At 74.8% G+C, this 26704-nt stretch carries 25 protein-coding genes and 1 tRNA gene; 9 read left to right on the top strand and 17 right to left on the bottom strand.

Annotated features, from left to right (window positions below):
* Positions 1 to 28: 28 nt before the first annotated feature.
* Together EDF32_RS06770 and EDF32_RS06775 are read right to left on the bottom strand one after the other, a co-directional pair.
* Entirely contained in the window at positions 29 to 1330 is a 1302-nt protein-coding gene (locus EDF32_RS06770) for a D-alanyl-D-alanine carboxypeptidase family protein (protein ID WP_123307778.1), read from the bottom strand.
* Positions 1331 to 1578: 248 nt separating this feature from the next.
* Complete coding sequence (locus EDF32_RS06775; protein WP_123307779.1) at positions 1579 to 2031, bottom strand: pilus assembly protein CpaE; 453 nt, start codon at positions 2029 to 2031, stop codon at positions 1579 to 1581.
* 47 nt (positions 2032 to 2078) lie between these two features.
* Between EDF32_RS06775 and EDF32_RS14860 the strand changes: the two genes are divergently transcribed.
* Entirely contained in the window at positions 2079 to 4049 is a 1971-nt protein-coding gene (locus EDF32_RS14860) for a mechanosensitive ion channel domain-containing protein (RefSeq protein WP_233565769.1), read from the top strand.
* Between the two features lie 14 nt (positions 4050 to 4063).
* On the opposite strand, the gene surE is transcribed toward EDF32_RS14860, so the two are convergent.
* Genes surE through EDF32_RS06795 form a run of 3 tightly spaced genes read right to left on the bottom strand, consistent with a single transcriptional unit; the run spans position 4064 to position 6647 of the window.
* The gene (gene surE / locus EDF32_RS06785) at positions 4064 to 4828 is read right to left on the bottom strand and encodes a 5'/3'-nucleotidase SurE (RefSeq protein WP_123307780.1); all 765 of its coding nucleotides are present in this window, start codon (positions 4826 to 4828) and stop codon (positions 4064 to 4066) included.
* Between the two features lie 28 nt (positions 4829 to 4856).
* Complete coding sequence (locus tag EDF32_RS06790; protein ID WP_123307781.1) at positions 4857 to 5831, bottom strand: PfkB family carbohydrate kinase; 975 nt, start codon at positions 5829 to 5831, stop codon at positions 4857 to 4859.
* 33 nt (positions 5832 to 5864) lie between these two features.
* The gene (locus EDF32_RS06795; RefSeq protein WP_123307782.1) at positions 5865 to 6647 is read right to left on the bottom strand and encodes a glycerophosphodiester phosphodiesterase family protein; all 783 of its coding nucleotides are present in this window, start codon (positions 6645 to 6647) and stop codon (positions 5865 to 5867) included.
* A 61-nt stretch (positions 6648 to 6708) separates the two neighbouring features.
* On the opposite strand from EDF32_RS06795, the gene wecB reads away from it, so the two are divergent.
* Together wecB and EDF32_RS06805 are read left to right on the top strand one after the other, a co-directional pair.
* Positions 6709 to 8091, top strand: a complete 1383-nt coding sequence (wecB, locus tag EDF32_RS06800; RefSeq protein WP_123307783.1) for a non-hydrolyzing UDP-N-acetylglucosamine 2-epimerase — start codon at positions 6709 to 6711, stop codon at positions 8089 to 8091.
* The gene (locus tag EDF32_RS06805) at positions 8088 to 9497 is read left to right on the top strand and encodes a glycosyltransferase family 2 protein (RefSeq protein ID WP_148061570.1); all 1410 of its coding nucleotides are present in this window, start codon (positions 8088 to 8090) and stop codon (positions 9495 to 9497) included. Before wecB ends, EDF32_RS06805 begins: the two co-directional genes overlap by 4 nt.
* Here EDF32_RS06805 and EDF32_RS06810 read toward each other — a convergent pair.
* Complete coding sequence (locus EDF32_RS06810; RefSeq protein ID WP_233565770.1) at positions 9436 to 10104, bottom strand: DedA family protein; 669 nt, start codon at positions 10102 to 10104, stop codon at positions 9436 to 9438. The genes EDF32_RS06805 and EDF32_RS06810 overlap by 62 nt on opposite strands.
* A gap of 211 nt (positions 10105 to 10315) precedes the next feature.
* Positions 10316 to 10388, bottom strand: a tRNA-Lys gene (locus EDF32_RS06815).
* Positions 10389 to 10655: 267 nt separating this feature from the next.
* Here EDF32_RS06815 and EDF32_RS06820 point away from each other — a divergent pair.
* Positions 10656 to 10928 (top strand): iron-sulfur cluster assembly accessory protein, encoded by a 273-nt coding sequence (locus tag EDF32_RS06820; protein ID WP_233565802.1) that lies wholly within the window; start codon positions 10656 to 10658, stop codon positions 10926 to 10928.
* A 95-nt stretch (positions 10929 to 11023) separates the two neighbouring features.
* On the opposite strand, the gene EDF32_RS06825 is transcribed toward EDF32_RS06820, so the two are convergent.
* From EDF32_RS06825 to EDF32_RS06835, 3 genes are read right to left on the bottom strand one after another with little or no spacing between them, the layout of a single operon-like run.
* Positions 11024 to 11788, bottom strand: coding sequence for a hypothetical protein (locus EDF32_RS06825; protein WP_123307787.1), 765 nt, complete (start codon positions 11786 to 11788; stop codon positions 11024 to 11026).
* Complete coding sequence (locus EDF32_RS06830) at positions 11785 to 12216, bottom strand: hypothetical protein (RefSeq protein ID WP_370449935.1); 432 nt, start codon at positions 12214 to 12216, stop codon at positions 11785 to 11787. The genes EDF32_RS06825 and EDF32_RS06830 overlap by 4 nt, the downstream gene beginning before the upstream one ends.
* Positions 12217 to 12267: 51 nt before the next feature.
* Positions 12268 to 13008 (bottom strand): M50 family metallopeptidase, encoded by a 741-nt coding sequence (locus EDF32_RS06835; protein WP_233565771.1) that lies wholly within the window; start codon positions 13006 to 13008, stop codon positions 12268 to 12270.
* 296 nt (positions 13009 to 13304) lie between these two features.
* Here EDF32_RS06835 and EDF32_RS06840 point away from each other — a divergent pair, with 296 nt between their 5' ends.
* Positions 13305 to 14870 (top strand): DEAD/DEAH box helicase, encoded by a 1566-nt coding sequence (locus EDF32_RS06840; RefSeq protein WP_123307789.1) that lies wholly within the window; start codon positions 13305 to 13307, stop codon positions 14868 to 14870.
* Positions 14871 to 15084: 214 nt separating this feature from the next.
* Here the strand turns inward: EDF32_RS06840 and EDF32_RS06845 are convergent, their stop codons facing one another.
* On the bottom strand, positions 15085 to 16026 hold the full coding sequence (locus EDF32_RS06845; protein WP_123307790.1) for a hypothetical protein: 942 nt from the start codon (positions 16024 to 16026) through the stop codon (positions 15085 to 15087).
* A gap of 360 nt (positions 16027 to 16386) precedes the next feature.
* Between EDF32_RS06845 and msrB the strand changes: the two genes are divergently transcribed.
* Positions 16387 to 16782, top strand: coding sequence for a peptide-methionine (R)-S-oxide reductase MsrB (gene msrB / locus EDF32_RS06850; RefSeq protein ID WP_123307791.1), 396 nt, complete (start codon positions 16387 to 16389; stop codon positions 16780 to 16782).
* Positions 16783 to 16862: 80 nt separating this feature from the next.
* Here msrB and EDF32_RS06855 read toward each other — a convergent pair whose 3' ends face one another.
* The 3 genes from EDF32_RS06855 to EDF32_RS06865 form a co-directional block, all read right to left on the bottom strand.
* Positions 16863 to 17279: a phage holin family protein gene (locus EDF32_RS06855; protein WP_123307792.1), complete on the bottom strand. Its 417-nt coding sequence runs from the start codon at positions 17277 to 17279 to the stop codon at positions 16863 to 16865.
* 91 nt (positions 17280 to 17370) lie between these two features.
* Positions 17371 to 17832, bottom strand: a complete 462-nt coding sequence (locus EDF32_RS06860; RefSeq protein WP_123307793.1) for a MarR family winged helix-turn-helix transcriptional regulator — start codon at positions 17830 to 17832, stop codon at positions 17371 to 17373.
* Between the two features lie 4 nt (positions 17833 to 17836).
* Positions 17837 to 19456 (bottom strand): MDR family MFS transporter, encoded by a 1620-nt coding sequence (locus tag EDF32_RS06865; RefSeq protein WP_233565803.1) that lies wholly within the window; start codon positions 19454 to 19456, stop codon positions 17837 to 17839.
* 333 nt (positions 19457 to 19789) lie between these two features.
* Between EDF32_RS06865 and EDF32_RS06870 the strand changes: the two genes are divergently transcribed.
* From EDF32_RS06870 to EDF32_RS06880, 3 genes are all read left to right on the top strand, one after another.
* Entirely contained in the window at positions 19790 to 20416 is a 627-nt protein-coding gene (locus EDF32_RS06870; protein WP_123307795.1) for a hypothetical protein, read from the top strand.
* Positions 20417 to 20714: 298 nt separating this feature from the next.
* Entirely contained in the window at positions 20715 to 21335 is a 621-nt protein-coding gene (locus EDF32_RS06875; protein WP_123307796.1) for a DUF47 domain-containing protein, read from the top strand.
* A gap of 4 nt (positions 21336 to 21339) precedes the next feature.
* Complete coding sequence (locus EDF32_RS06880; RefSeq protein ID WP_123307797.1) at positions 21340 to 22344, top strand: inorganic phosphate transporter; 1005 nt, start codon at positions 21340 to 21342, stop codon at positions 22342 to 22344.
* 21 nt (positions 22345 to 22365) lie between these two features.
* Here the strand turns inward: EDF32_RS06880 and EDF32_RS06885 are convergent, their stop codons facing one another.
* The 3 genes from EDF32_RS06885 to mshD are packed head-to-tail and all read right to left on the bottom strand — an operon-like array spanning position 22366 to position 26665.
* Positions 22366 to 23382, bottom strand: a complete 1017-nt coding sequence (locus EDF32_RS06885; protein WP_233565772.1) for an NUDIX hydrolase — start codon at positions 23380 to 23382, stop codon at positions 22366 to 22368.
* Between the two features lie 11 nt (positions 23383 to 23393).
* Complete coding sequence (locus EDF32_RS06890) at positions 23394 to 25655, bottom strand: RNA degradosome polyphosphate kinase (protein ID WP_123307799.1); 2262 nt, start codon at positions 25653 to 25655, stop codon at positions 23394 to 23396.
* Positions 25652 to 26665 carry a mycothiol synthase gene (gene mshD, locus EDF32_RS06895; protein WP_123307800.1) on the bottom strand — a complete coding sequence of 338 codons (1014 nt, stop codon included), beginning with the start codon at positions 26663 to 26665 and terminating at the stop codon, positions 25652 to 25654. The genes EDF32_RS06890 and mshD overlap by 4 nt, the downstream gene beginning before the upstream one ends.
* Positions 26666 to 26704: the final 39 nt, after the last annotated feature.

The raw sequence follows: 26704 nt of genomic DNA on the forward strand, positions 1-26704 counted from the left end.
CGGCCGCCGGGCCCGCCGGCCCGTCCGCTCAGGACGCGGGGGTGTACTCCCAGTGCCACGGCTCGTTCTTGGAGCCGCCCGAGCGCGCCCAGTCGGGGTTGTCCCAGCCGTAGGCGGGCGCGTTCTCGCGCATCCACGCGTACCGCGGGTCGCCGTACCCGCCGACGGCGTGGCTGATGTCGACTGCGGTGCCCCACCCGTGGTTCGAGGTGCCCGGCTGCGCCGCGAAGTAGCCCCGCGACGCCTTGACCGACACCTGCGAGGAGTACGAGCGGTAGGAGTCGGTGATCGCGATGTCCGTGCCCCACGCCGCGCGGTAGGCCGCGTCCAGGTCCTCGAGGCGCTCGGCAGCGTCGCACCGGAGCAGCGCGCCGGGGGCGAAGGCAGGCGCGCACAGGGCGCTCGCCGGGATCTGGCCGTTGCCGTAGTCGGCGGTGGACCCCGCCAGCTGTGCCAGGCGGGCGGCCTCGGCGGCGGCGTGCTCCGCCTCGCTCGGGGCCGGGACGACGGACACCGACGCCTGGACGGGCGCCGCGTCGAGGATCGCGCGCAGGTGTGCGGCGGAGTCGTCGATCTCGTCCGCGGTCACCACGCCGCCGGTCGCGGGCGGGGCCTTCGGCGCGGGCGAGGCCTTCGGCGCGGGCGAGGCCTGCTTCGCGGGCTCGGACGCCGTCGCGACCGGAGCGGCCGACCTTCCGGCGCCGGCCGTGGGGGTGCCGGTGGTCTCCGAGGCGCTCGCCTCGGTGGCGGTGGTCTTCGTGGCGGTGGTCTTCGTGCCGGTGGCCTTCGCGTCCGCGACCTCGGCCGCGGTCCCGACGGACGCGGCGGTCGGCGCCCCGTCGCTCTCGGCCCCGGCGACCGGTGCCGGGTCGCGGCTCTCGGCGCTGCGGGAGGCCGCGCGCGGCGCGGTCCCGGCGAGGTCGGCCCGGGCGTCGGTGACGAGCGCCTCGAGGTCGGCCTGCGCGTCGGAGATCCGGGCGGCGGCGTCGTCGTCGGGGACCAGGTGGAGGTCGGCGACGTACTTGGCGCGGGCGATCTCGTCGCTCGCGTCCTCGATGGCTGCCGTCGTCGCGGTGCGCTGGACCGCTCCGGCGTGCGCGGCGCTCGCGGCGCCGGGGGCGGTCGCCGGGCCGCCGAAGGCACCGGCCGCTGCTGCCGCACCGGTCGAGCCGAGCGCGAGCACCGCGAGCCCTGCGCCCACGCGCATCGGGTGGCGGCGGGCCGCGCCGGCGACCGCGCTGCCCGCGGTGCTGCCCGACCTGCTCGCCGCGCGCGACCACGCGGACGCGCGCGACCACGCGGACGCGCGTGCGGCGGTGTGCCGGCCCATCAGCGGTCGCCCGAGGTGCCCACGGCGGGCGCGCTCGGGCGCGGACCGGTGCGGCAGGTCTGGCGAGGGAAGGGCACGGCGGGCTCTCGGGTCGGCGGACGCGCGGAGCGGCCCGCCTGGACGAGAGGGGACGATCTCGTCCGTGCGGGCCGCTGCACCCATCCTCCGACGCGATGCTGGGTGCTCCCTGCCGAAGTCGGGGCGGTCCCACGTGCGTCGCGTGCCGATCCTGTGAAGGTCGGGCGATCTCAGTCCCGCGACGCGTGCACGAGCGCGAGCACCGCCCGCGCGTAGGCGTCGGCGGCGTCGTGCTCGGTGCAGCGGGCGCTCCCGGCGCCGGGGATGCTCGCGGTGACCGTGAAGCGCGGCGTCGCTCCGTCGTCGTCCGCGGTCCCGTCGTCCGCGGTCCCGTCGTCGCGGTGCAGGCTGTCGAACGCCCCACCGAGCAGCACCCGGAGCTGGTCCTCGCGCGGGTGCCACAGGGTGTCCTCGAGCGCCACCGAGTCGAGCGCCCACTCGGTGGTGCCGTTGAACCCGAGGATCACCCCCGTGTCGAACTCGTGCGGCTCGATGGTCAGGTCGCTGACCGTGAACAGGTCGCCGTCGGCCCCGTCCACGAGCAGGCGGAACTGGTCGCCGGGTGCCGGGGACCACCGCACGCCGGCGTCCCTGAGGTCGGTCGCACGCCTCCACGAGATCATCACCCCAGTATGCGCAGGCGCCCCGCGGGGCTCCTAGGGTGGAGCGCATGGACGACCCAGATATCTCCGACGCCACCCAAGAGGCCTACAACGTCGTCGTCACGCTCGTGACCGCCGCGATCTGCGTCGCCGTCGCCCTCGCGGTCTCCGTCCTCGTCGGCGTGGTGATGAACCGGCTCGGCCGCAAGCGCCCGCTCGCCCGCCGGATCAGCGCCCGGATGCGACGCCCGATGCGCCTGCTGCTCGTCGTCATCGCCCTGATCGTCGCGGTCCAGATCTCGGTGCCGCGCGAGGACGTCGTCTGGCGGGCGCCCGTGAACCACCTGCTGGTGATCGTCCTGATCGGCTTCGGGGCGTGGCTGCTCGCCGAGCTCGCGCTCCTGCTCGAGGACCAGATGCTCGACCGGTTCACCATCGCCTCCGGCGGTGCGGACGCCGACGACCGGCACAGCCGGCGCGCGCGGACGCAGATCCAGGTCATCCGCCGGCTGACGATCGCGGCCGTGGTGATCATCGCCGTCGGCGGCGCGCTGATGACGTTCCCGGAGGCCCGCGCCGCCGGCGCCTCCCTCTTCGCGTCCGCCGGCCTCGTCTCGGTGATCGCCGGTCTCGCGGCCCAGACCACGCTGTCCAACGTCTTCGCCGGGATGCAGATCGCCTTCACCGACGGCATCCGGTCGGACGACGTCGTCGTCGTCGAGGGGCAGTGGGGGCGGATCGAGGAGATCACGCTGACCTACGTCGTCGTGCACGTGTGGGACGACCGGCGGCTGATCCTGCCCTCGACCTACTTCACGACGACGACCTTCGAGAACTGGACGCGGCGCCAGTCGGCGCTGCTCGGTACGGTCGAGCTCGACCTCGACTGGGAGGTGCCGATCGACGCGATGCGCACCGTCCTCAAGGGGCTGCTCGTCGAGTCCGAGCTGTGGGACGAGCGGGTCGGGATCCTCCAGGTGACCGACGCGACGGGCGGCAGCGTCAAGGTCCGCGCGCTCGTCTCGGCGGGGGACTCCGGGACCCTCTGGGACCTGCGGTGCTTCGTCCGCGAGGGCCTCGTGGCCTGGCTCCAGCGATGGGCCCCGCAGGCGCTCCCCCGCATCCGCGTGGGAGACGCGACGGCGAAGGCGGAGGCGCCGCAGATCGCCGCGCCGCGCTCCGACGCGCAGGCCGTCGCGGAGCACGCCGACGGCGTCCTGCCCGTCGCGGCGCGCGCGTCGGAGGGCGCCGGTGCCGAGGAGCCGGGCGGCGAGGCGCACACGGCGCCCGACGGGACGCCTCAGCAGTGCGAGCCGCGGTTCGACCTGTCCGGGGCGAGCTCGGAGCGCTCCTCCTGGCGGCGGCGGCGCAGCCTGCGCCGGCTGCAGCGGGACGTGAGCATCCACGCGGCCGCCCCCGGGGTCGGCGTCGAGACCGACGGCGTCGCGCCCGCCGGGGCGCCCGCGTCGCGGCTGCCCGCGCCCAGCGACGACGCGACCCGCGTGCTCAGCGCGGAGGAGCTGCGCGGGCTCGTCCCGGGCGGTGGGTCCGGCGGGGCCGCGGCCCGGGCCGTGGACACGCCGCCCGAGCCCACGAGCGGGACGTTCAGCGTCTCGCACGAGTCCGCGCTGTTCTCCGGCAGCGCGGAGGCCGTCGAACGGTCCAAGGCCTTCGCCGGCCCGGGGGAGGAGGTCTACGCCCAGCGCGAGGAGAACGCCGAGCGCGGGTGGTCCGGGACCGGTGCGGTGGAGCGCGACGAGCAGGACGAGGACGCCGGCGACGGCTCCCCGGTCGGCGCCGACGGCGGACCGGACGGCGGTCCGGACGACGGTCCGGACGACGGTCCCGACGACGGGCCGGACGGGGGTGGCGGGACGGGTACCGGCGAGCTCGCCGGCCTCGACGCCGCCGAGGCCCGCCGCCGCGACCCCGCGGGCCGGCGCGCGCCGCGCGGCGGCGACGCGACCGGCGACAGCGGCGGCGCGAGCGGTGACGGCGGCGGCGCGAGCGGTGACGGCGGGGGCGACGGCGGGAGCTGACCGCCCGCGGGGTCTCAGGCGCCTGGCGCGCCGAGCGCGGGGACCTGCGTCCGGTCGTCGGCGTACGGACCGCGCAGCAGGGTCGCCGTCGCCCAGCCCCGGTCGAGCAGCCCCGCGTCCGACTCGGGCTCGCGGGTGACGTCGAGGCCCGTGTAGCGCACGGTGAGGTTGCGGTCGTCGTTCTCGTGGATGCGCGCCGAGACGGCGCCGAAGCTCGCGAGCGGCGCCTGGCGCAGCCCGCGCAGGAGCGCAGGCTCGACGTCGGGCACGTTGAGGTTGAGCACGCGGCCGGGGATCTCCGCCTCGCGCAGCCAGGCGAGGCCGTGGTCGGTCACCAGGCGTGCGGTCTCCCAGTGCGTCGGGGCGACGGCGTCGATCGAGACCGCCATCGCCCGGATCCCGTGGGTCATCGCCGACAGGGCGGCGCCCACGGTGCCCGAGTGGAGCACCGAGCTGCCGGTGTTCGCGCCCCGGTTGACGCCCGAGAGCACGATGTCGGGCTTGGGGCCGAACCCGCCGTGCGCCGCCACGAACGCGATCAGCGCGGGGGCGGCGCGCACCGCGAGGGAGGTCACGCCGTCGGGCAGGCCCGGCGCGGCGACGGCGTCCACGACCAGCCGGCCGTCCTTCTCCGCGCCGAGCAGCGACGCGCTCGCCCCCGACGACTCGCGGGCCGGCGCGGCCACGACCACCTCGTAGCCGGCGTCGACGGCGCTCGCGGCCAGGACGGCCAGACCCTCCGACGCGATGCCGTCGTCGTTCGTGATCAGTGCGTGCACGGTGCTCCTCGGGGTGGTCGGGGGCTCGTCAGTCCAGTGTCCGGACCTTGATCCGGTGCGCGAACCGCTCGATCTGGTCGCGGCGGCCGCTGCCGAGGCCGCGGCGGGTCACGTTGAGCGCGCCGGCCGCCGCGCCGAGCCGGACCGCGTCGGGCAGCTCGGCGCCGCGCGCGAGGCCGACGGCGATCCCCGCGGTCATGGAGTCGCCCGCCCCGCGGTGGTCCACGGTCGTGATCCGCGGGGTGCGCACCGCGTACGTCCGCTCCGGGGTGACCAGCAGCGTCGGGTTCTCGGCGCGGGAGACGACGACGGCGCGCGGGCCGCCGTCCAGCAGCGCGCGGGCCGCGGCGCGCAGCGCGTCCTCGGAGCCGTCCGCCGAGAACCCGCCGTCCACGAGCTCCTCGTGGCTGATCTTCAGGACCGCGCCGGGCGCCTGCGCCGCCGCCGCAGCCTGGCGGCCCGACAGGTCCGCGACGACCGTCCGGTCGGACGCGTCGAGGTCGCGCACGAGGCGGCCGAAGAAGCTCGCGGGGACGCCGAGCGGTGGGTTCGAGCCCGTGACGATGCAGACGGCGGACTCCAGCGCGGAGACGAGGACGGTGCCGTACAGGTCGTCGAGCTCGTGGCGGTCGAGGGCGTGCGGCGGCATGACCGCGACCTCGCGGCGCTCCCCGCCGCGGCGGTCGTGCACGTACGCGCCGTTCGCGGAGGTGGTCGTGGCCCGCAGCTCGAGGTGCTCGGCGCGGGCCAGGTGCGCGGCGATCATGCCCGCCTCGCCGCCGAACGGCCCGCACACCACGACCTCGGCGCCGAGGGAGTACGCCATGCGCGCGAGCCACAGGCCCTGGCCGCCCGGGTGCACGTGGACCTCGGGCGTCTGCTCGGTGGGTCCGGACGGCTCGATCTCGACCGTGAGCTGGGGCTCGAGCGCGAGCACGCAGACCCGGGGGCCGCGCGGCTCGGCCGCGGGCTCGTCACCCGTGCGCGGCGGCTCGGTCGTCATGCGCTCCGAGCGTAGGGGCAGGAGGCCCGGCTGTCACCGGGTGGGCTGCGGCGCCCCGCCCGCGGCGACGGCCCCGCCCGCGCCGCCGTCGAGCCACCCCAGAAGCCGGTCGGGACGGTCCGTCATGATCGCGTCGACGCCCAGCCCGACGACGCGTGACCAGTCCTCGGGCGCGTTCGGGGTCCAGGTCATGACCCGCAGGCCGGCGTCGTGCAGCGCGCCGACGAGCTCGGGGTGCTCGGCCAGCAGCACGTGGCTCGGGTTGCACGTCCACGCGCCGAGCTCGACGCACGTCCGGACCGTGTCCGGCGCGTGGTGCTCGACCAGGACGCCGCGGCGCAGGTGGGGCGCGGCGTCGCGCAGCGCGGCGACGGTCGCCAGGGAGAACGACTTCGGCACGGCGCGCCCGCCCAGCCCGGCCGCGTCGAGCGCCTCGACGACCGGGCGGACCTGCTCGACGGTCCACTCGCCCTTGAGCTCGAGGAGCATCTCGAACCCCGGCTGCTCGGCGAAGAAGCGCACGACGTCGTCGAACGTCGGGACGCGCTGGCCCGCGTAGGCCGCCGAGAAGCGCACCCCCGCGTCGAGCCGGCGGACCTCCGCCAGGGTGAGGTCGGCGACGGCGCCCGAGCCGTCGGTGCACACGTCGACCGTCCGGTCGTGGATCACCACGGGGTGCCCGTCGCGGGTGAGCCGCAGGTCGAGCTCGGTGCCCGCGGCGCCCGAGCGGTACGCCGACTCCAGGGCGGCGAGCGTGTTCTGCGGGGCGACCGACGCGTTGCCGCGGTGGCCGAGGACGAGGGGGCGCGAGGTCACCGGTCCAGTGAACCAGGCTCCCCGGCCTGCGCAGCGGGGAGCGCCCTCCTACAGTCGTGCCATGACGCCGCTGAGCGGGGCACCCCGGGTCGTCGACGGCGGGCGCGTGGCCCGCGTGCTGATCGTGGTCGGTACCCGGCCGGAGGCGATCAAGGTCGCCCCGCTGGCGCGCGCGCTGCTCGACCACCCGCGGCTCGTGCCGTTCGTGGTCTCCACGGGCCAGCACCCGGGGCTGGTCGAGGAGACCATGGCGGCGGTGGGCGTCCCCGTGGACGCGAACCTCGGGATCGGGCGTCCGGGGCTGACGCTCAACCACCTCCTCGGCGAGGTGGTCGAACGCCTCGAGGAGGTGCTCCAGGAGCGGTTCGGCCCACCGACGGAGTCCGTGAACGAGCGCCACGTGGACACCTACCCCGTCTCGTGCCTGGTGCACGGCGACACCACCAGCGCGGTGGCGGCCGCCTTCGCGGCGTTCCACCTGCGCATCCCCGTCACCCACCTCGAGGCCGGGCTGCGGACCGGGTCGACGCTCTCGCCGTACCCCGAGGAGCTCAACCGGCAGGTGATCGGCAGGATCGCCGCGTTCCACCTGGCCCCGACGGAGCGGAACGCGCAGAACCTGGTGCGCGAGGGCATCGACGTCGGGCGGATCTTCGTCACGGGCAACACCGCGATCGACGCGCTGCGCGCCGCGGCCGAGCAGGCGGTGCCCTATGCGACACCGGAGATCGCGGACCTCGAGCACGACGACGCGACCCGCGTCGTGGTCGTCACGGCGCACCGGCGCGAGAGCTGGGGCGCCGGCCTGGAGCGGGTGGCCGCGGCGGTCGCCGTCCTCGCGGGCCGGTACCCGGGCACGCGGTTCGTGCTGCCCCTGCACCCCAACCCCGCCGTCGCGGGGACCCTGCGCCGGGTGCTCGAGGGGTGCGCCAACGTCTCGCTGGTGGCACCCATGGGGTACCGGCCGTTCGCGCGGCTGCTCGGGCGGGCGTACCTGGCGATCACGGACTCGGGCGGCATCCAGGAGGAGGCGCCCGCGCTCGGCACCCCGGTCCTCGTCACGCGGGAGAGCACCGAGCGCACGGAGGGCGTCGAGGCGGGCACGCTCGAGCTCGTCGGCACCGACGTCGCGCGGATCGTCGACGCCGCGGCGCGTCTGCTCGACGACCCGGACCACTACGCCCGGGTCGTGGCCCGGCCCAACCCCTACGGCGACGGGCGCGCCGTCGAGCGCATCGTGGCGGCGTTCGAGGAGCTCCTCTTCGAGGGTCCGACGCCCGCGCCGTTCGGCGCGGGCTACACGCGGGCCGCCGTGCTGGACGCCGCGGGCTACGACCGGGAGGAGATCGTCGAGGTGCCGCGCGGGCTCGTCCCCGGGCGGCCGGACGAGCCCATCGAGGGCGTCCAGCCCGCCGCGGGCACGGCGCCCTGGGCGCGGCCGTGAGGCCCCCGTGGTGGCAGCCGTACTACGGGCTGCCGACGACCCTGCAGGTGGTCCTCTGGGCGCTGCTCGTCGTGGCGGTCCTCTCGATGCTGACGGTGGTGCTGCACGCGACCGCGGCTGCGCGCGAGCGGCGGCGTCGTCCCCGCGGACCGGTGCCGGACGAGGCGGACTTCCTGTGGGTGCTCGTCGTGCCCGCGCTCGACGAGGAGGTGACCATCGCCGACTCCGTGGCGCGGCTGCGGGCGGTGCGCGCCACGCACAAGGTCGTGCTCGTCGTCGACGACGGCTCGACGGACGCGACCCCGCAGATCCTCGCCGGTCTCGCCGGACCGGACCTGACGGTCCTGCGCCGCGACCTGCCGAACGCCCGCAACGGCAAGGCGGCAGGGCTCGACGACGCGTGGCGGTACGTCGGCGAGCACGTCCTCGCCTCAGGTGCCCACGCGGGGTTCCCGCGGGACCGGGTGGTGGTCGGGGTGGTCGACGCCGACGGCCGCCTCGGGCTCGACGCGCCGGCGGCGGTCGCCGAGCACCTCGGCGACCCCGCCGTCGGCGGGGTCCAGCTCCTCGTGCGGATCTACAACCGCAGCACGTACCTGACGTGGGCGCAGGACGTGGAGTTCTCGGTGTTCGGGCACGTGTTCCAGCTCGGGCGGTCGTGGTTCGGGACGGCGAACCTGGGCGGCAACGGCCAGTTCAACCGGCTCAGCGCCCTCGACTCCGTCGTGGTCACGCGGGACCTGCCGCTGGGCGTCGACCGGGGGCCGTGGCGGGACCGGCTCACCGAGGACCAGGACCTGGGGGTGCGCCTGCTCCAGGCCGGCTGGCAGGGGCGCCAGACCACCCGGGCCGCCGTCGAGCAGCAGGGCGTCCCCCGGCTCGGTCGCCTCTACCGGCAGCGGACCCGCTGGGCGCAGGGCGGCTGGCAGGCCCTGTCCCTGCTGCGCGGGGTGCGCCGCACGCCCGGGGGCGCGGTCGCGCGGCTGGACGCCGCCGTCTACCTCCTGACGCCGCTGGTCCAGCTGGCGCTCGGCCTGGGCCTGGTCCTGGCCGTGGTGCTCGTCGTCTACCGGGTCCCGCTCTACACCCGCTACTGGCCGGTGGTGGTGTTCTTCGTCGCGCTCTCCTTCGGCCCCGGGCTGCTCGGGCTGCTGGCGCGGGGCAGCGGGCTGCGCGGCGTGCTGGGGGCGGTGCTCGGCGTCCTGCCGTACACGCTGTACTCGTGGCTGGTGTATCCCGTCGTGGCGAGCGGGATGGTCCGCCAGGCCGTCGGGCGCACGAGCTGGGCGAAGACGGCGCGCGAGTCGATCCGGCCCGTGCCCTCGGGGGCCACGCCGTCGGGGGTTACGCCCCCGACGCGTCCTGGGCCTGCTGGCGCCGGTGACGGGCCACCAGGACCCGCGTGAGGACGGGCGCGGCGAACACCGCGATGACGGCGACGAGGATGACGTCGAGGTAGGAGTCGACGAACTCGGCGACGCCGGGGATCGAGCCGAGCAGGTAGCCGAGCACGATGAGCACGACCGTCCAGGAGACCGCCCCGACGGCGTTCCACGCGGAGAACGCCCCGCGGCGCATCCGTCCCACGCCGGCCGCGACGGGGGCGAAGGTGCGCACGACGGCGACGAAGCGTGCCACCGCGACCGTCGCCGCGCCGAACCGGTCGAAGAACTGCTGGGTCCGTTCGACGCTGTCGCGGCTGAAGAGGCCGGACTCGCGGCGCTCGAACACCGCGGGGCCGCCGCGCCTGCCGATCGTGTAGCCCAGCTCCCCGCCGAGCGTGGTGGCGAGCGCGACGACGAGCAGGACGAGCCACAGCGGCTGGCTGATCTTGCCGCTGACCGTCAGCACGCCGGTGAGGAACAGGAGCGTGTCGCCCGGCAGGAGGAAGCCGAGGAGCAGTCCGGTCTCGGCGAAGACGACGCCGCACACGATGGCGAGCGCTGCTACGCCGCCGCCGTCGAGCCAGGCCGCGGGGTCGAGCATTCCCGAGGTGGCGAGAGCGTGGTGCATGGCGTGTCCGTTCGAGGAGGGCGTGGCGCGCGCCCCGTCGCGCGGTGCGGCCGGTCCCGGCCACCGGCCCGGGACGGTTCACCGTCTTTCGGGCCTCGTCGAGTCTACGCCTCTGGTTCGTCCGGTGCTAACGAGTATTCGCGGAGGGCGAAACCGGCGAGGAGGGCCCGTCCCCGACGTCCGTGGCCGACGCCTGGGACCGAGACCAGGGTGGGCCCCCCGGGGCTCGAACCCGGAACCTACGGATTAAAAGTCCGCAGCTCTGCCAATTGAGCTAGAGGCCCAGGACCCGGCGCGCGCGGCGCGGGACCCGGCGATCAGGCTACGGGATCGCCCGTCGGGCCGGAGAGCGCCCGGGACCGGGCGGCGGGTCACCGTAGGCCCTCGCTCCCGGCCTGTCACGTGCGGTCTTGCTGGGCGAGAGACACACCGCGGATCGGTGTCCAGGCTTGCCTCGGCGGCGCCGGGTTGGTTGGTTGGAGACGTCCGAGAGACCAGCGGGTCCGCCCCGCACGACTCACCCGGCAACGAGAGGAGCACTCGTGCTCACCATGACCGACAGTGCCAGCACCGCCGTGAACGACCTCGCCGCGCAGGCCGGGGTGCCCGACGGCGGCGGCCTCCGCATCGCGGAGTCCACCCCCGAGTCGGGCAGCTTCGAGCTCGCGCTCGTCCCGAGCCCGCAGCCCGACGACGCCGTCGTCGAGAACGGCGACGCGAAGGTCTTCGTCGCGCCGGCCACGGTGCCGACGCTCGAGAACCTCACGCTCGACACGGACCCGAACGCGCAGGGCCCCGCCTTCGTGCTCACGCCCCAGGCGTAGCGCGCGCAGCGCACCCCAGAGGTCCCGACGGGCCGTCCGCCACCCGGCGGGCGGCCCGTCGTCGTGCCGGCGAGGGCCGGCCGGGCTCGGCCGGGCTACGGGTGCGTGACGACGAGCGACCCGAGCCCGGCCGCGCTGCGCAGGTCGTAGTAGGGGTCCGACGTGTCCAGCCCGGGCGTCGTCAGCTCGGTCCCGGAGGAGATCCCCTGCGAGGTGTCGCCGAGGATGTCCGCCGTCCCGGCCCCGGCGGACGTCGTCCACCGCAGCCCCGCGTCGTCGGGCACCTGGATCGCCAGCGAGCTCAGGCCGGCGGTCTGCTCGAGGGGGACGACGCCGTCCGGCTCGCCGAGCAGCAGGGTGCCCGACGACGCCCCGTTCGCCAGCCGGAACCCCTCCAGCGTCGTGCCGGTCAGGTCGGCCTCGAGCTGCTCGACGCCCGCCTCGATCTCGATCGTCCAGTCGACGTCCGCGTCCAGGCGCACCGCGACCTGCCCGCCGTCGACGTCGAGGGCGTGGGTGCTGCCGACCGCGCCGTCGTCGCCGTCGACGGTGCTGAACGCCGGGTCGGACCTCGAGGCGTGGGCGGTCGCCGAGACCAACGAGCCGTCGTCGGCGTCCGTGGTGAAGGCCAGGGCCTTCGCGCCCCCGCGCACGAGCAGGTGCGCCGCGGTCTGCGACCCCGCGTCGACGGAGGCGCTGACGGTGTCGCCGTCCGGCCCGGCGCCGGCGGTGCCCGACGGGTCCGTGGCCGTGCGGTCCGCGCCCGCCGGGGGACCGTCGTCGTCCGTGCATCCGGCGAGCAGCCCGGCGGCGAGGGCGGCGAGAGCCGCGCCCGTCGCGAGGGCGCTGCGGGTCCTCACGACTCGCGGCCCTCGGCGGCGCGCGCGACGCGCAGCGCCCACACGACGAGCGGGACCTGCAGCGGCAGGCGGCTCCAGGCGACGGCGGGGCGCATGGCGACCGAGCGCGCGTCGGGCCGGGACTTGAGGGCCATCGTCACGTTGCCCGGGAAGACGCCGACGAAGAGCGCGGCGGACGCGAGCCCGCCGAGCCGCCGGGTGCGGGGCAGTGCCACGGCGGCCGCGCAGGCGAGCTCCGCGACGCCGCTGCCGTAGACCCAGGGGCGCGCGGGTCCGAGCGCCTCGGGGATCAGCGGGTCGAACGTGCGGGGCCGGACGAGGTGCAGGATCCCGGTCGTCGTGAGGGCGCCGGCCATGGCGAGGGCGGAGGCGTGCGTGCCTGCGCCGGAGCGTGGGGCGCGCGTACGTGTGCGGGAGGTGTGCGGCATGGGGTGACGGTAGCCCGAGGGCGGCGCGCCCGCAGGCAGCGCTGCGTGCGGCTAGGCAGGGGCGGCGGGCTCGAGGATCCACCAGCCGCCGAGCACCGCGGCCCCGGCCGTGACGAGGAGGAAGACCCCGACCCAGACGATCGCGGGGACGTGGGTGAGGCGCGCGAGGGCGTCGGCGTCCGAGCCGGGGGCGCGTCCGCCGGCGCGCTCCGCCTGCAGCTCGAGCACGGGGCGCACGGCGCCGAGCAGGAGGAACCAGGTGACGGCGTACGCCACGGCCGACTGCGCGTCGTCGTCCAGGAACCACGAGACGAGGACGAGGGCGGTGCCGCTGACGAGCACGGACCACAGCCCGAACCAGTTGCGGATCTGCAGCAGCAGCAGCGCGAGCAGCGCGACGAGCAGCCACAGGAGCCCGACGGCGTAGCCCTGCCGCAGCAGGGCGGCCGCGCCGAGGCCGACCAGGCCGGGCGCGACATAGCCCACGAACGTCGTCACGACCATCCCGAGCCCGCGCGGCCGGCCGACCGAGACCGTCAGGCCCGACGTGTCCGAGTGCAGGCGGATGCCGCTCAGCCGGCGGCCGGTGAGCAGCGCGGCGACCCCGTGGCCGCCCTCGTGGGCGATGGTGACCAGGTGCCGTGCGACCCGCCAGACCGGGGTCACGAGCACGACGGCGGCGGCCACCGCGGCCGCGGTGAGGGCGACGGCGGACGAGGGCGGGGCCACCGGGGTCGTCGCCGCGGTCCACACCTGCCCGACGACGTCGGCCACGTTCTCGAGGAAGCTCACGCCGCCATGCAACCACGCCCGCGTCCGGACCCGGACCCGCCGAGACGTCGAATTCGGCCCCTGGGCCGAGCGGACCAGGGGCCGAATTCGACGTCTCGGCGGGCTGGCGGCGGGCTGGCGGCGGGTGGCCCTGGTCACATGGACGGTCCGCCGGGGCGCGTCCGTGAGAGGATGAAGACCTGGGGCAGCGCACCTGCGCGCCCCGCGTCGTGGAGATCCCCCCGGATTGTCGTGCGGCGGACCCCGACCCCCGAGCAGCAGCGTCTGCTCCCACTGCCCCGAGAGGCTCTCTACCTGTGACTTCCTTTGCCGACTTCGGCCTGCCCACACCCGTCGTGCGCGAGCTCTCGCGCCAGGGCATCGACTCGCCCTTCCCCATCCAGACCGCCACGCTGCCGGACTCCCTGAACGGCCGCGACGTCCTCGGCCGCGGCCGCACCGGCTCCGGCAAGACGCTCGCGTTCTCGCTGCCGCTGGTCACGCGGCTCGACCGCTCGTCGACGTCGCGCCAGCCGCGCCGCCCGCGCGCTCTCGTGCTGTGCCCGACGCGTGAGCTCGCCAACCAGATCAACGCCACGATGGAGCCGCTCGCGAAGACGCTCGGCCTGGTGACCACCACCATCTTCGGCGGCGTCGCCCAGTCGCGGCAGGTCACCGCCCTCAACGCGGGCGTCGACGTCGTCATCGCCTGCCCCGGACGGCTCGAGGACCTCCTCAACCAGAAGGTCCTCACGCTCGACGGCGTCGAGGTCACGGTGCTGGACGAGGCCGACCACATGGCCGACCTCGGGTTCCTCCCGGGCGTCAAGCGCATCATGGCGCGCACGCCGAAGGTCGGGCAGCGGATGCTCTTCTCCGCCACGCTGGACAACGGCGTCGACCAGCTCGTCAAGCTGTACCTGTCCAACCCGGTCCGCCACTCCGTGGACGACGCCGCCTCCGCCCCGCCGAAGATGACGCACCACATCCTGGCCGTCCGCGACGCGGACGCGAAGAAGCAGGTCGTCGAGGCCCTCGCCTCCGGCACGGGCCGGCGGATCCTCTTCATGCGCACCAAGCACCAGGCGAAGAAGCTCGCGAAGCAGCTCACGGCCGCCGGCATCCCCGCCGTCGACCTGCACGGGAACCTCGGCCAGGGCGCGCGCGAGCGCAACCTCGAGGCGTTCTCGAACGGCTCCGTGCGCGTCATGGTCGCCACCGACATCGCGGCGCGCGGCATCCACGTCGACGAGATCGAGCTCGTCGTGCACGTCGACCCGCCGGCCGAGCACAAGGCGTACCTGCACCGTTCCGGCCGCACGGCCCGCGCCGGCGAGGAGGGCGTCGTCGTCACCGTCATGCTCCCCGAGCAGCGCGGCGACGTCCGCGACCTGACGCGCAAGGCGCGCATCACGGCCCAGCCCGTGCCGGTCACGCCGGGTGACGAGCTCGTCACCTCGCTCGTGGGCGAGGTCGCCCCCTACGTCAAGCCCGAGCCCGTGCACACCCAGGTCCAGCCGGCGCGCGCGCCGAAGTCCTCGGGCGCCGGCCAGGGTCGTGCCCGGAGCGGCTCGCGCGGACAGGGCGGTCGCGGGCAGACCGCGGCGCAGGCCGCGGCGGGCGGATCGGCCGGCGGCCCCGCGTCGTCGGGCGGCCAGAAGCAGGGCGGCCGCGGGCGGCGCTCCACCGGTGGAGGCCAGGGTGCTCCGCGCGCCCCGCGGGCCGCCGGATCGCAGCTCGCGTGGTCGTCCAGCACGGGCGGCTCGAGCCACGGCCCCGCCACCCCGTCCCAGACCCGGGCCGACGACGCGGCGCAGCCGCGTTCGCGCCGCGGCGGCCGGGGTCGCGCGTCGCGCGGATCGGGCGCGCCCTCGGCGCGCTGACCGGTCTACCGCTCGACTGACCGACCGCTCCACCGCTCCACCGCTCCACCGCCGAACGCGTCATCCGTGGGTCCATTCATTGATTCGGGCCGACGGATGGCGCGTTCGGCGGTGTCGTCTCGTGCCGAGCGCGTCTTGAGTGGGTCCGTTTGCCGATGTCGGCCGACGGATGGCGCGTTCGGCGGTGGGCCCGTCGCCGCTGACGGGATCGCGCTCATCCGGTCCGGTGCCTGCGCAAGAGGTTGCCGACGGCCGCCGCGATGCGTTCGGGCGCGTCGCGGCTCGTGAAGCGCAGCACCTCGACCCGCCCCGTGGCGAGGAGCGCATTCTGCCGCTCCCGGTCGGCGAACACCGCCTCCGGCGTCCCGTGGATCTCACGGCCGTCCATCTCGACGACGAGCCAGCGCCCACCCCGGATCCGCCAGCCCATGTCGGCGCGGCCGACGAACCGCCCGGCCGCGTCGCGGACGACGAGCTGCAGGGTGTCGGGCGGCAGCCCCGCATCGACGCACGCGAGCCGGCCGTACGACTCCAGCGGCGACTGGGCGCGGCCGTCGGCGATCTCCCACAGCTCGTGGTGCGTCGCGACCCCGCGTCGCCCGCGGGCGACGGCATGGGCGAGATCCAGCCCGCGGGCGTCGATCACGCCGAGCGCGAGCGCCGAGTCGAGGACGGCGAGCGCGTGCGCCCGTGGCAGCTCCGGAACCGCCTGCGCGATCGCCCAGCGGGGCGCGGCCACGCGAGCGCCGCCGACCCGCACGACCTGCATGCCGTCGTCGAACCTCCGCACCGCGACCTGGCCCCGTGACCGCCGCGCCGCTGCACCGGGAAGGGACACCTGGGCCTCGATGCGCGAAGGGAGCCCTGCCACGCCGAGCATCGCCAGCGCGCAGGGCCCGACGGCGATCGCTCCGTCGCCGAGCGCAAGCAGCCCGGTCCATGCCGCCCGGCGACGTCCGCCGTCGAGGTCCGACGGCGGCTGGGCGGGCCGGACGTCGTAGACGCCCGTCGTGACCCGCTCCCACATGCCGCGGGCGGCACGGTGCGCGGCCGCGTCGCGGCTGACCCCCCAGCGGACGCACTGCGCGACCGAGACGAGTCCTTCCTGCTCGCGCGAGAGCCGGACCAGCGGTTCGGGGACGGCGTGCCAGGGCATGGCGGCACTCGACCAGAAGGCGGGGACCGTCGTCGGGCGCGGCGACGTGACGGTGGACCGCAGGTGCGGCGGCGGCGCCTGCGGACGGGCTCGACGCCGGTATCTCCTCCGGTGTCACCGCCCAACGCGCCATCCGTCGGCCCTGACTCGCGTGGCGGCCGACGGATGACGCGCTCGGCGGTGAGTTGCCAGGTCGAACGCGTCATCAGTGGGTCGGATCGGCCCGTTCGGCCGACGGATGACGCGTTCGGCGGTGGGGGCGGCGGTGGGGGCGGCGTGGGCGGGCACGGGAATGCCCGCCCCCGCGCCACGGTTTGCCCCGGTGCTGGTCGATGCTCGACGAGAGGTAGAGGTGACGGCATGACGTACGAGGTGACGTGGACCGACGCGCAGTGGCGCGAGAAGCTGTCCGCGCAGGAGTTCTCGGTGCTCCGGCAGGCGGCGACCGAGCGGCCGTGGACCGGTGAGCTGCTCGACGAGAAGCGCGAGGGGACCTACAGCTGTCGCGCGTGCGGCAACGTCCTGTTCGACGCCGGCACGAAGTTCGACTCCCGCTGCGGGTGGCCGAGCTTCTACCAGGCGAAGGAGGGGACCGTGGAGCTGATCGAGGACCGTGCCCTCGGCATGGTGCGCACCGAGGTGCGCTGCGCGCGCTGCGGCTCGCACCTCGGCCACGTGTTCGACGACGCGCCGCAGACGCCCACGGGCGACCGGTTCTGCATGAACTCTGTCAGTCTGGAGTTCACCCCCGCCTGACCGGGCTCGAGCAGGGACGGCGAACGACGAGCGAGGCCCGGACGGATGATCCGTCCGGGCCTCGCTCGTGCGCTCGTGCGTCAGTCGTTCTCGCGCGCCTTCTCGACGCCCTCCTTGATGAGGAGCATCGGCAGCAGCAGCGTGGCGAGCATCGTCACCAGCCACACGACGACGGACCCGAGGATCCAGCCGAGGACCGTGTCGACGACCAGCCCGTCGGTGACGAGGGTCGCCACGAGCAGGGCGACGATCGTGCTGATCAGGCCCGTCGCGCCGACGAGCGCGGGGGCGTTGCGGTTCGCCACGCGCAGGATGAAGGGCGAGATGATCGCCTGGACGGCGGCGAAGATCACGACGGCGAGGATGAAGCCCAGCGGCTCCGACCAGACGACGTCGAAGCCGTCGAGGTCGAACCCGTCGAAGATCCACGACGTGACGGCGATCCCCACCGCGGCGGAGAGCAGGAAGACGAGGGTCCTGAGCAGGAACTTGATCATGGCCGGAGCATAGCCACGCACCGACGCCCGCACACCTGCCACGGCCGTGTCGCGACCGTCCCGTGATGTTCGGGCCTCGAGGGACGGGCGGTCAGTCGCGGTCGGACTGGAGCCAGCGCGTGATGTCTTGCGAGTAGCGCCCGAGCAGCCCCGCGAGACGCGAGACGTCCGCCGGGCGCCAGCCGGCCAGCGCCTCGGCGAGCGCGTCGACCCGGCCGCTGCGCGCCTCCGCGACCCGGCGGCGCCCCTCCGGCGTCGGCACGAGGAGCTGCCCGCGCGAGTCGCTCGGGTCCGTCGTCCGTGCGATGAGCCCGAGCTCTTCCAGCCGGGAGAGCTGGCGGGAGACCGTCGCCGCTCCGATGCCGAAGTGCAGCGAGAGCTCGGTCGCCCGGACGCCGGGGTTCGCCTCGACGTGCGACAGGAGCGGGTAGGCGCTCGCGTCCAGGTCGGGGTGGACCCGTCGGGCGGTGACGGTGCCCGAGGACACCGCCCGCCGGACGAGCGTGGTGATCTCGTGCTCGAGGTCCTCGAACTCCGTCGGCCGCTGGTTCATGCGGTCATGATGCCGTACCGCGACGCCCCACGTCAGGTGCCTGGGCCAGCATGTCCTCGGGGACGACGTGGTTCTCGACGGCGCCCGCCTCGAACGACTCCGCGACGAGCTCGTCCTCGAGCAGCTGCTGCACGCCGGACTTGTCGCCGAGCGGCACCTCCTTGAGGAAGCAGACGGCCACGAAGGCGACGACCGCGAGCGGGACGGCGAACAGGAAGACGTCCGCGATCCCGTCGCCGTAGGACTGCTCGATCAACGTGCGCACGGCCGGAGGGACGGCCGACAGGTCGGGGATGGAGCTCGAGGAGCCGCCCAGCGCGTCGGCCGGGACGCCGAGGGCGGCGAGCCCGTCGGTGATCGACGTCGAGACGCGGTTGGCGAGGACCGCACCCAGCGCGGAGACGCCGATCGCGCCGCCGAGGGTGCGGAAGAACGCGACGGTCGCGGTGCCGGAGCCGATCTCGGTGATGCGCAGCGTGTTCTGCACCGCCAGGACGAGGTTCTGCATGAGCATCCCGACGCCCGCCCCGAGCACGAACAGGTACACGCTGACGATGACGAAGCTCGTCCGGTAGTCGATCGTCGACAGCAGCACGAGGCCGATCGTCAGCAGCACGCCGCCGACGACCATGTAGCGCTTGTACCGCCCGGTCCGCGAGATCACCTGTCCGATGAGCGAGGAGGTCAGGAAGAGGCCGACCACCATCGGGATCGTCAGGAGCCCGGACTGGGTGGGGGTCTTGCCGCGCGCGATCTGCATGTACTGGCTGAGGAAGACGGACGTGCCGAACATCGCCACGCCGACGGCCACGCTCGCGACGACGGCGAGGACGAGGGTGCGGTTGCGGAACAGGTGCATGGGGATCAACGGCTCGGCGGTGCGCAGCTCGACGAGGACCATGACCGCGAGCACGACGAGCGATCCGCCGACCATCGCGAACGTCTGCCAGGAGATCCAGTCGTACTTGTCCCCGGCGAACGTGATCCACACGAGGAGCGTCCCGATGCCGACGGCGATGAGGATCGCGCCCCAGTAGTCGATCCGCACCGAGCGTCGCTGCACGGTCGGCAGGTGCAGGGTGCGCTGCAGCACGAGGATCGCGGCGATCGCGAACGGCAGCCCGACGAAGAAGTTGTACCGCCAGCCGATCGAGTCGGTGAGGACGCCGCCGAGCAGCGGCCCGCCGACCATGCTCACGCCCATGATCGAGCCCATCAGCCCCATGTACTTGCCACGCTCGCGCGGCGAGATGATGTCGGCGATCAGCACCGTCGCCAGCGCCGTGAGGCCGCCGGCGCCCAGGCCCTGGAAGGCGCGGAACGTGATGAGGGTGGCGACGTTGTGCGAGAGCCCGGCCGCCGCCGCGGAGACCACGGAGATCACGAGCGCGACCTGGATCAGCGTCTTGCGGTTGGTCAGGTCGGCGAGCTTGCCCCAGATCGGGGTGGAGATGCACGTCGTGAGCAGCGTCGCCACGACGACCCAGGTGTAGGACGACTGCGACCCGTGCAGCTTGTTGACGATGACGGGCAGCGACGACGAGACGACCGACGTCGCGAGGACCGCGACGAACATGCCGAGCAGGATCCCCGACAGGGACTCGAGCACCTCGCGGCGGCTCATCGCGGGCGCGGTGGACGACGACGGGGCGGGGGTCGCGACGCGCGTCGCGTCGGGCGTGGCTCCCGTGGGCTGGTCGGGCGGTGTGGTGGTCATGGGGCTCTTCCGGTGCGGGCGGGTGCGGGCAGGGCGGGCAGGGGCGGGCGGTGTGCAGCCAGGTGACCCCAGGGTAAGCAGTTGCTCTTACCAACTATTCCCGCTCGTCCACAGGCGGACGGCGTGCGGACGGCGGGCGGACGGCGTGCGGGGGCGGGCGGAGGCCGGGTCAGGGCGCAGACTGGACGGATGAGTACGCAGTCCCAGAACCCGAACGGTCGCCCGCCCCGCCGGCCCGCGATGCTCGGCCCGGCCGCCGCCGAGGCGCTCCCGGGCGGGATCGACCCGGCGCAACGCGACGCCGTCGCGCACACGACCGCCGCGGCCCTGGTCCGCGGGGCGCGCGAGGCCGAGGACCCGGCGGTCATCGACCGGCTCGTGCGGCTCGTCGAGACCGAGGGCCTCGACGCCGTCGCGGCGCTCTGGGCCGACAGCCCCGCGACCTCGCTGCCGGGCGCGCTGTGGCGGCTCTATGTGCTGCGCGAGTGGGTGCGCCGGGACGCCGGGACGGTGAGCCTGCGCTACCGGCTCGGGCTCGACGCGGCTCCGGCCGGCGGCGGACCGGCCGGGCCCACGGTCAGCGAGGTCGTCGCGGGGCTGGGGGCGGGACCGGGCCCGGAGGAGGTCGGCCGGCTGGCGGACGCCGTGCTCTCCGGGGTCTTCGCGGGGGAGCTCGACGTCGCGCTCGACCGCGCCGGCTCGTTCTGCCGGATCCTCGCGCGCGGGGCCGCGCACGACGCCGACGCCCGCGAGGCCGCGGACGCCGACGCGGCGGTGCGGATGACCCGCGGCGCCTCCGCGCTGCAGCGCACGGCGGAGGAGCTCGAGCACGCGGCCGCGCTGTGGCGCGGCGGGCTCCTCGAGTAGCCGGACCCGTGCCACCCCGCCTTGGGTCGGGCGCGCGTCGCGCGTACGATGGTCGGGCGACGTCGGGCCGCGGTAGCCCCGGGCTCCATCATGAGCCGCTTCGAGCGGCCCCGCGCCGAGAGGCGCTCCCGGTCCGGCGTCGCACCTCTTCCCGGCGCGTCCCGCCCGGCCCGCCCGGAACCGGAGCCGGCCGCCGTGCCGGCGGGCCCCCGGGCGGCGCGCGACGACGAGATGTCTTCGCGGTGAATCCTGCCCTACGCTGGGCAGGTCCCGAGCCCCTGCTGACCGGAGCCTCCCCGTGCGCATGCGTCTGACACCGCGCGACACCTCGTTCTTCGACCTCCTCGCCGCCTCGGCCGAGCACCTGGTCTCCGGGTCCAAGCTGCTGGCCGAGCTGCTCGGCGCGGACCGCCCGGGCCGCAAGGCGCTCGCGAAGCAGCTCAGCGAGGTGGAGCACGCCGCCGACGACTCGACCCACGCGATCATGCGCCGGCTGAACCAGACGTTCGTCACGCCGTTCGACCGGGACGACATCTACGAGCTCGCCTCCGCGCTCGACGACTGCATGGACTTCATGGAGGAGGCCGCCGACCTCATCGTCCTGTACCGGGTCGAGGAGCTCCCGCGGCGCGTCTCCGAGCAGGTCCAGGTCCTCGAGCGGGCGGCGGAGCTGACCGCCGAGGCCATGCCGCGCCTGCGCGCGATGGACGGGCTGCAGGACTACTGGATCGAGGTCAACCGCCTCGAGAACCAGGCCGACAAGATCCACCGCAAGCTCCTCGCCCAGCTGTTCGACGAGATCTCGGACCCGATCCTGCTGATGAAGCTCAAGGAGATCGTGGAGATCCTCGAGGAGGCGGCGGACGCCTTCGAGAAGGTCGCCAACACGGTCGAGACGATCGCGCTCAAGGAGTCCTGAGGACGTGGAGGTCGCCCTCGTCGTCGTCGTCGTCGCCGTCGCGCTGTCGTTCGACTACACCAACGGGTTCCACGACGCCGCGAACGCCATCGCGACGTCGGTCTCGACGCGCGCCCTGACCCCGCGCGCGGCCCTCGGCATGGCCGCGTTCTTCAACCTGGTCGGCGCGCTCCTCGGGACGGAGGTCGCGACGACGATCGCGGACGAGATCATCGACATCAAGGACGCCCCGGCCCACCAGGGCCTGGTGATCGTGCTCGCGGCGCTGATCGGCGCGATCTCGTGGAACCTCATCACGTGGCGGCTCGGCCTCCCGTCGTCGTCCACCCACGCGATCATCGGCGGCCTGACGGGCGTGGGGCTCGCCTCCGGGGTCACCGTGTACTGGGGCGCGATCGTCGACAAGGTCGTGCTGCCGATGATCTTCTCGCCGCTCATTGGATTCCTCGGGGCGTTCCTCGTGATGGTCGCGGTGCTCTGGCTCTTCCGCCGCGCCTCGCCCGGCAAGACGTTCCGGCGCTTCCGCCTCGCGCAGACCGCCTCGGCCGCGGCGATGGCGCTCGGGCACGGCCTGCAGGACGCGCAGAAGACGATGGGCGTGATCCTGCTGGCGCTGGTCGCGGGCGGGTACCGCGACGAGGCGCAGGGCATCCCGCTGTGGGTCAAGATCTCCGCGGCCACCGCCATCTCGCTGGGCACGTACTCGGGCGGCTGGCGCATCATGCGCACCCTCGGACGCAAGATCATCGAGCTCGACCCGGCGCGCGGGTTCGTCGCCGAGTCCGTCTCCGCGCTGGTGCTCTACGTCAACGCCTTCATCCTGCACGCGCCCGTCTCCACCACGCACACGATCACCTCGGCGATCATGGGCGTCGGGGCCACCAAGCGGCTCTCGGCGGTGCGGTGGGGCGTGGCGAAGAACATCGGCGGGGCCTGGCTCCTGACGATCCCCGCCGCCGCCCTCGTGGGCGCCGTCATGTACTGGCTGCTCTGGGCGCTGCTCGGCTGAGGGCCCTGGTCGTCCCCTGACTCAGTACAGCGGCACGGCGACCCGCTCCGCGGCGACGACGCGCGGGCCCTTCGCGGTCTGCGCGACGTGCGCGACGATCAGCTCGCCGGGCTCGAGGAACGGGTCCGTCGTCGGCAGCGCGTTCGCCACGCTGCGGCGCGCGTGCTGGCCGAGGACGTCGAGCACCGTCGGCAGGACCGGGCGGTGCGTGCACATCACCGTCGAGGTCCCGGTCTCCAGCAGCTCGCGGACGGCGGCGCCGACGCGCCCGGGGGAGCGTTCGTGCTGGGCCTCCGTGAGCCGGTCGCTGGAGACGGTGGCGAGCCCGGCCGCGCGCGCGTACGGCTCGATGGTCGCCGCGCAGCGCTGCCACCGGCTCGTCACGATGCGCCGGACGCCGTACGCGGCGAGCACCGGGACCATCGCGGACGCCTGGGCGTGGCCGATCGGGGTCAGGGGCCGGTCGTTCTCGTCGCCGTACCAGCCGGAGCGGGACCTCGCCCGCCCGTGCCGGGCGATGACGACGGCGTGGGTCGCCAGGCGCCCGCGCTCGTGCTCGGCGACGAGCGCGTCGAGCGGCACCCGGTCCGCCGCGCGGGTCAGCCGGTCCGCGGCGCGCTCGGCCGGCAGCCACACCGCGTCGTCGATCTCCTGCGGCGAGACCGGGTGCACGGGCGAGCGTGCCGCGAGGGCGGCGGCGTCGTCGGACGGGGCCGCGCGCTGCGCCGCCCAGTAGTGCACGCGCTTCACGCGGCCCTCCGCGGTCAGGTACTGCAGGCCCGGCAGGGGGGTGCCGAGGACGACCTGGTGGCCGGTCTCCTCCGCGACCTCGCGGACCGCGGCGTCCTGGAACGCCTCGTCCGGGTCGAGCTTGCCCTTGGGCCACGACCAGTCGTCGTAGCGCGGGCGGTGGATGAGCCGGACCTCGAGCGACCCGTGGCGCACCCGCCACACGAGGGCGCCGGCGGTCTCGATCACCGGCGCGTGCTCGACGTGCGTCGCGCCGAGCACCGGCCGCAGCGGCGCGGCCCGCTGCACGGCCCCGACCATCAGCGTCCCGCGCTCATGCGCCGGCGCTGGCGGTTGACGAGGGAGGCCTGCAGGTCCAGGTAGGGCCCGGCGTCGTCCGCGTTGCGGCGCACCCACGTCGTGTCGTGCAGGTGCCAGGTGGCCGTGCGCTCGTCCATGGAGGTGTCGAGCAGGTCCATGAGCTCCGTGACCTGGTCGGGGTCGGCGATGCGGATGAGCGCCTCGACGCGCCGGTCGAGGTTGCGGTGCATGAGGTCGGCCGAGCCGATGAAGATCTCCGGGCCGTCGGTCGCGCCCTCGCCGATCTGCTCGCCCTGGCTGTTCGCGAACGCGTAGATGCGCGAGTGCTCCAGGAAGCGGCCGAGGATGGACCTGACGCGGATGTTGTCGCTGAGGCCGGGCACGCCGGGGCGCACGGCGCAGATGCCGCGCACGACCATGTCGACCTGCACGCCGTCCTGCGAGGCCCGGTAGAGCGCGTCGATCGTCTGCTCGTCGACCGCGGAGTTCACCTTGATCTTGACCCAGGCCTCCTTGCCGGCCCGCGCGGCCCGCGCCTCGCGCTCGATGCGCTCGATCAGGCCGGTGCGCACCGTCCGGGGCGCGACGAGGAGCCGGTGGAAGCGCGACTGCGGCGCGTACCCGGAGAGCTGGTTGAACAGCCGGGTCAGGTCCTGGCCCACGTCGGGGTCGCAGGTCAGCAGCCCGTGGTCGGTGTACAGGCGGGCCGTCTTGGGGTGGTAGTTGCCGGTGCCCACGTGGCAGTAGCGCCGCAGCCCGTCCGACTCCTGGCGCACGACCAGCGAGAGCTTGCAGTGCGTCTTGAGGCCGACGATCCCGTAGACGACGTGGACGCCGGCCTGCTCGAGCTTGCGCGCCCAGGAGATGTTCGCCTGCTCGTCGAACCGCGCCTTGATCTCCACCAGGGCCAGCACCTGCTTGCCGGCGTCGGCGGCGTCGATGAGGGCATCGACGATGGGGGAGTCGCCCGAGGTCCGGTAGAGCGTCTGCTTGATCGCGAGGACGGCCGGGTCGGCGGCGGCCTGCTCGAGGAACGTCTGCACGGACGTGGAGAAGGAGTCGTACGGGTGGTGCAGCAGGATGTCCCGCGAGCGGATCGCCGCGAACACGTCCGTCGGCTGGGCGCTCTCCACCTCGGCGAGGAACCGGTGCGTCGTCGGGACGAACGACGGGAAGTGCAGGTCGGAGCGCTCCAGGTCGGCGATCACGTTCAGCCCCGTGAGGTCGAGCGGCGCGGGCAGCTCGTACACCTCGGGCTCGGTGACGCCGAGCTCGCGGACGAGCAGCTCGCGGATGCGCGGGCTGATGCCGTGGGCGAGCTCGAGGCGGACCGGCGGGCCGAAGCGCCGCCGCAGCAGCTCCTTCTCCATGGCCTGCAGCAGGTTCTCGGCGTCGTCCTCCTCGACCTCGACGTCCTCGTTGCGCGTGACCCGGAAGGTGTGGTGCTCACGCACCTCCATGCCGGGGAAGAGCTGGTCGAGGTGCTGGGCGATGACCTCCTCGAGCGGGACGTACGACGTCGGCCCCTTGCGCGCCGTGCCCGACGTCGGGGTCGGGGAGGACGGCCGGCCCTTCGCGTCCACCGCGATGAACCGGGGCAGCAGCGGCGGCACCTTGACCCGGGCGAAGTGCTCCTTGCCCGTCGCGGGGTTCGCCACCACGACGGCGAGGTTGAGCGAGAGCCCGGAGATGTAGGGGAACGGGTGCGCCGGGTCGACCGCGAGGGGCGTGAGCACCGGGAAGATCTGCTTGCGGAAGTACTTGTGGATCCGCTCCTGCTCGCGCGTCTCGAGCTCGTCCCAGTGGACCAGCGTGATTCCCTCCTTGGCGAGGGCCGGCTGCACGTCGTCGCGGAACACCTCGGCGTGGCGCGCCATCAGCTCGTGGGCGCTCGCGCTGATCGCCGCCAGCACCTCGCGCGGGCTCAGGCCCGAGGCCGCCGTGACGGCGAGCCCCGTCGCGATGCGGCGCTTGAGGCCGGCGACCCGGACCATGAAGAACTCGTCGAGGTTCGAGGCGAAGATGGCGAGGAAGCGCACGCGCTCCAGCAGCGGCTGGCTTGGGTCCTCCGCCCACTCCAGCACGCGCTCGTTGAAGGCGAGCCAGCTGACCTCGCGGTCCGCGAAGCGGTCCGCGGGCAGCGGGGCGAGCGGGCGGTGCTCCTCCTCCGGCTCGACGTGTTCCGGCTCCTCGGCGATGTGCTCGGCGATGTGTGCCGCGAGGTCGGGCGGGAGCGGGCGCTGGGTGATCGACTCGGTCATCGGTCCATCGTGGCACCACTTGGTGAACTCGGGGTGACGGGCGTCGCGTACTGCACGTCGACCGCGTCGCGCCCGAACCCGGCGCGCTCGTAGGTGCGCACGGCGGGGGTGTTGTCGCCGTCCACGTACAGCACGGCGCGCGCGCACCCGGCGGCGGCCAGGTGCGCGAGACCGGCGGCCGTGAGCAGCGTGCCGAGGCCCTCGCCCTGGGCCGCAGGATCGATGCCGACGACGTAGATCTCGCCCTCGCGCGCCCCCGCGGGCTGGTCCGTGGGGATCTTCGTCCAGCAGGAGCCGACGAGCGCCGCGGCGGCGTCGTGGCTGCCGTTGCCGCCCCGCTCGCCGGTCCGCTCGAGGAGCAGCAGGCCGGCGGGGTCGAACCAGTCCTCGTCCTGGCGTGCGCGCAGGTCGCCGAGCGTCATCCGCCCCTGCTCGGGGTGCTGGGCGAAGGCCCGGGCGTTCAGCGCGAGCCAGGCGTCGTCGTCGTCCCCGGGGGAGAAGGCGCGCAGGACGAGGCCGTCGGGCAGGCGCGGCGGCGGGACGTGACTGGCGGGACCGTCGCCCAGGTCGAGACCGAGCCGCAGGAGCTCGCGGACCGCGACGAGGCCGGCGTCCTGTGCCAGCGCGCGGGCCGGCGGAAGGTCGCCGTGCGCCCACACCCGCAGCGGCTCGCGCCGCGCGGGCGCACCGGACCGGCTGGGGAGCGTCGCGTCGCGCTGGGCCGTCCGCAGCAGGATCCGCCCGACGCCGTGCCGCCGGGCGCCAGGCGCGACGACGATCTCGGCGGTCGCCGCCTCCCCGCGGCGGTCGACCTGGGCGTAGCCCACGACGCCCCGGTCCCCGTCGTGGGCGAGGACGTGGGTGAGGTCCGCGTCGTCGTCCCGCAGGTCGAGGAGGGTCTGCTCGGAGAGCGGCGCGACGCCGTCGGCCTCGCGCGCCGACCGCGCGAGGCCGCGGACGGCGTCGGCCGCCTCGTCGTCCGGGGTGCCGATGGCGAGGAGCGTGCGCATGGTCGTATCTCACCACGCCGCCCCGGCCGGCGGCCACGC

This window comes from Cellulomonas sp. PhB143, assembly GCF_003752595.1.
GTDB lineage: Bacteria > Actinomycetota > Actinomycetes > Actinomycetales > Cellulomonadaceae > Paraoerskovia.

Excerpts from the sequence above, each read along its gene's own strand:
- EDF32_RS06820 (WP_233565802.1), top strand. The coding sequence starts at position 10,656 with ATGACCGACAGTGCCAGCACCGCCGTGAACGACCTCGCCGCGCAGGCC.
- EDF32_RS06855 (WP_123307792.1), bottom strand. The coding sequence starts at position 17,279 with ATGATCAAGTTCCTGCTCAGGACCCTCGTCTTCCTGCTCTCCGCCGCG.
- mshD (WP_123307800.1), bottom strand. The coding sequence starts at position 26,665 with ATGCGCACGCTCCTCGCCATCGGCACCCCGGACGACGAGGCGGCCGAC.
- EDF32_RS06860 (WP_123307793.1), bottom strand. The coding sequence starts at position 17,832 with ATGAACCAGCGGCCGACGGAGTTCGAGGACCTCGAGCACGAGATCACC.
- EDF32_RS06870 (WP_123307795.1), top strand. The coding sequence starts at position 19,790 with ATGCTCGGCCCGGCCGCCGCCGAGGCGCTCCCGGGCGGGATCGACCCG.
- EDF32_RS06790 (WP_123307781.1), bottom strand. The coding sequence starts at position 5,831 with ATGACGACCGAGCCGCCGCGCACGGGTGACGAGCCCGCGGCCGAGCCG.
- EDF32_RS06775 (WP_123307779.1), bottom strand. The coding sequence starts at position 2,031 with ATGATCTCGTGGAGGCGTGCGACCGACCTCAGGGACGCCGGCGTGCGG.
- EDF32_RS14860 (WP_233565769.1), top strand. The coding sequence starts at position 2,079 with ATGGACGACCCAGATATCTCCGACGCCACCCAAGAGGCCTACAACGTC.
- EDF32_RS06865 (WP_233565803.1), bottom strand. The coding sequence starts at position 19,456 with ATGAGCCGCCGCGAGGTGCTCGAGTCCCTGTCGGGGATCCTGCTCGGC.
- EDF32_RS06770 (WP_123307778.1), bottom strand. The coding sequence starts at position 1,330 with ATGGGCCGGCACACCGCCGCACGCGCGTCCGCGTGGTCGCGCGCGTCC.
- EDF32_RS06890 (WP_123307799.1), bottom strand. The coding sequence starts at position 25,655 with ATGACCGAGTCGATCACCCAGCGCCCGCTCCCGCCCGACCTCGCGGCA.
- EDF32_RS06845 (WP_123307790.1), bottom strand. The coding sequence starts at position 16,026 with ATGCCCTGGCACGCCGTCCCCGAACCGCTGGTCCGGCTCTCGCGCGAG.
- msrB (WP_123307791.1), top strand. The coding sequence starts at position 16,387 with ATGACGTACGAGGTGACGTGGACCGACGCGCAGTGGCGCGAGAAGCTG.
- EDF32_RS06830 (WP_370449935.1), bottom strand. The coding sequence starts at position 12,216 with ATGCCGCACACCTCCCGCACACGTACGCGCGCCCCACGCTCCGGCGCA.
- EDF32_RS06810 (WP_233565770.1), bottom strand. The coding sequence starts at position 10,104 with ATGCACCACGCTCTCGCCACCTCGGGAATGCTCGACCCCGCGGCCTGG.
- wecB (WP_123307783.1), top strand. The coding sequence starts at position 6,709 with ATGACGCCGCTGAGCGGGGCACCCCGGGTCGTCGACGGCGGGCGCGTG.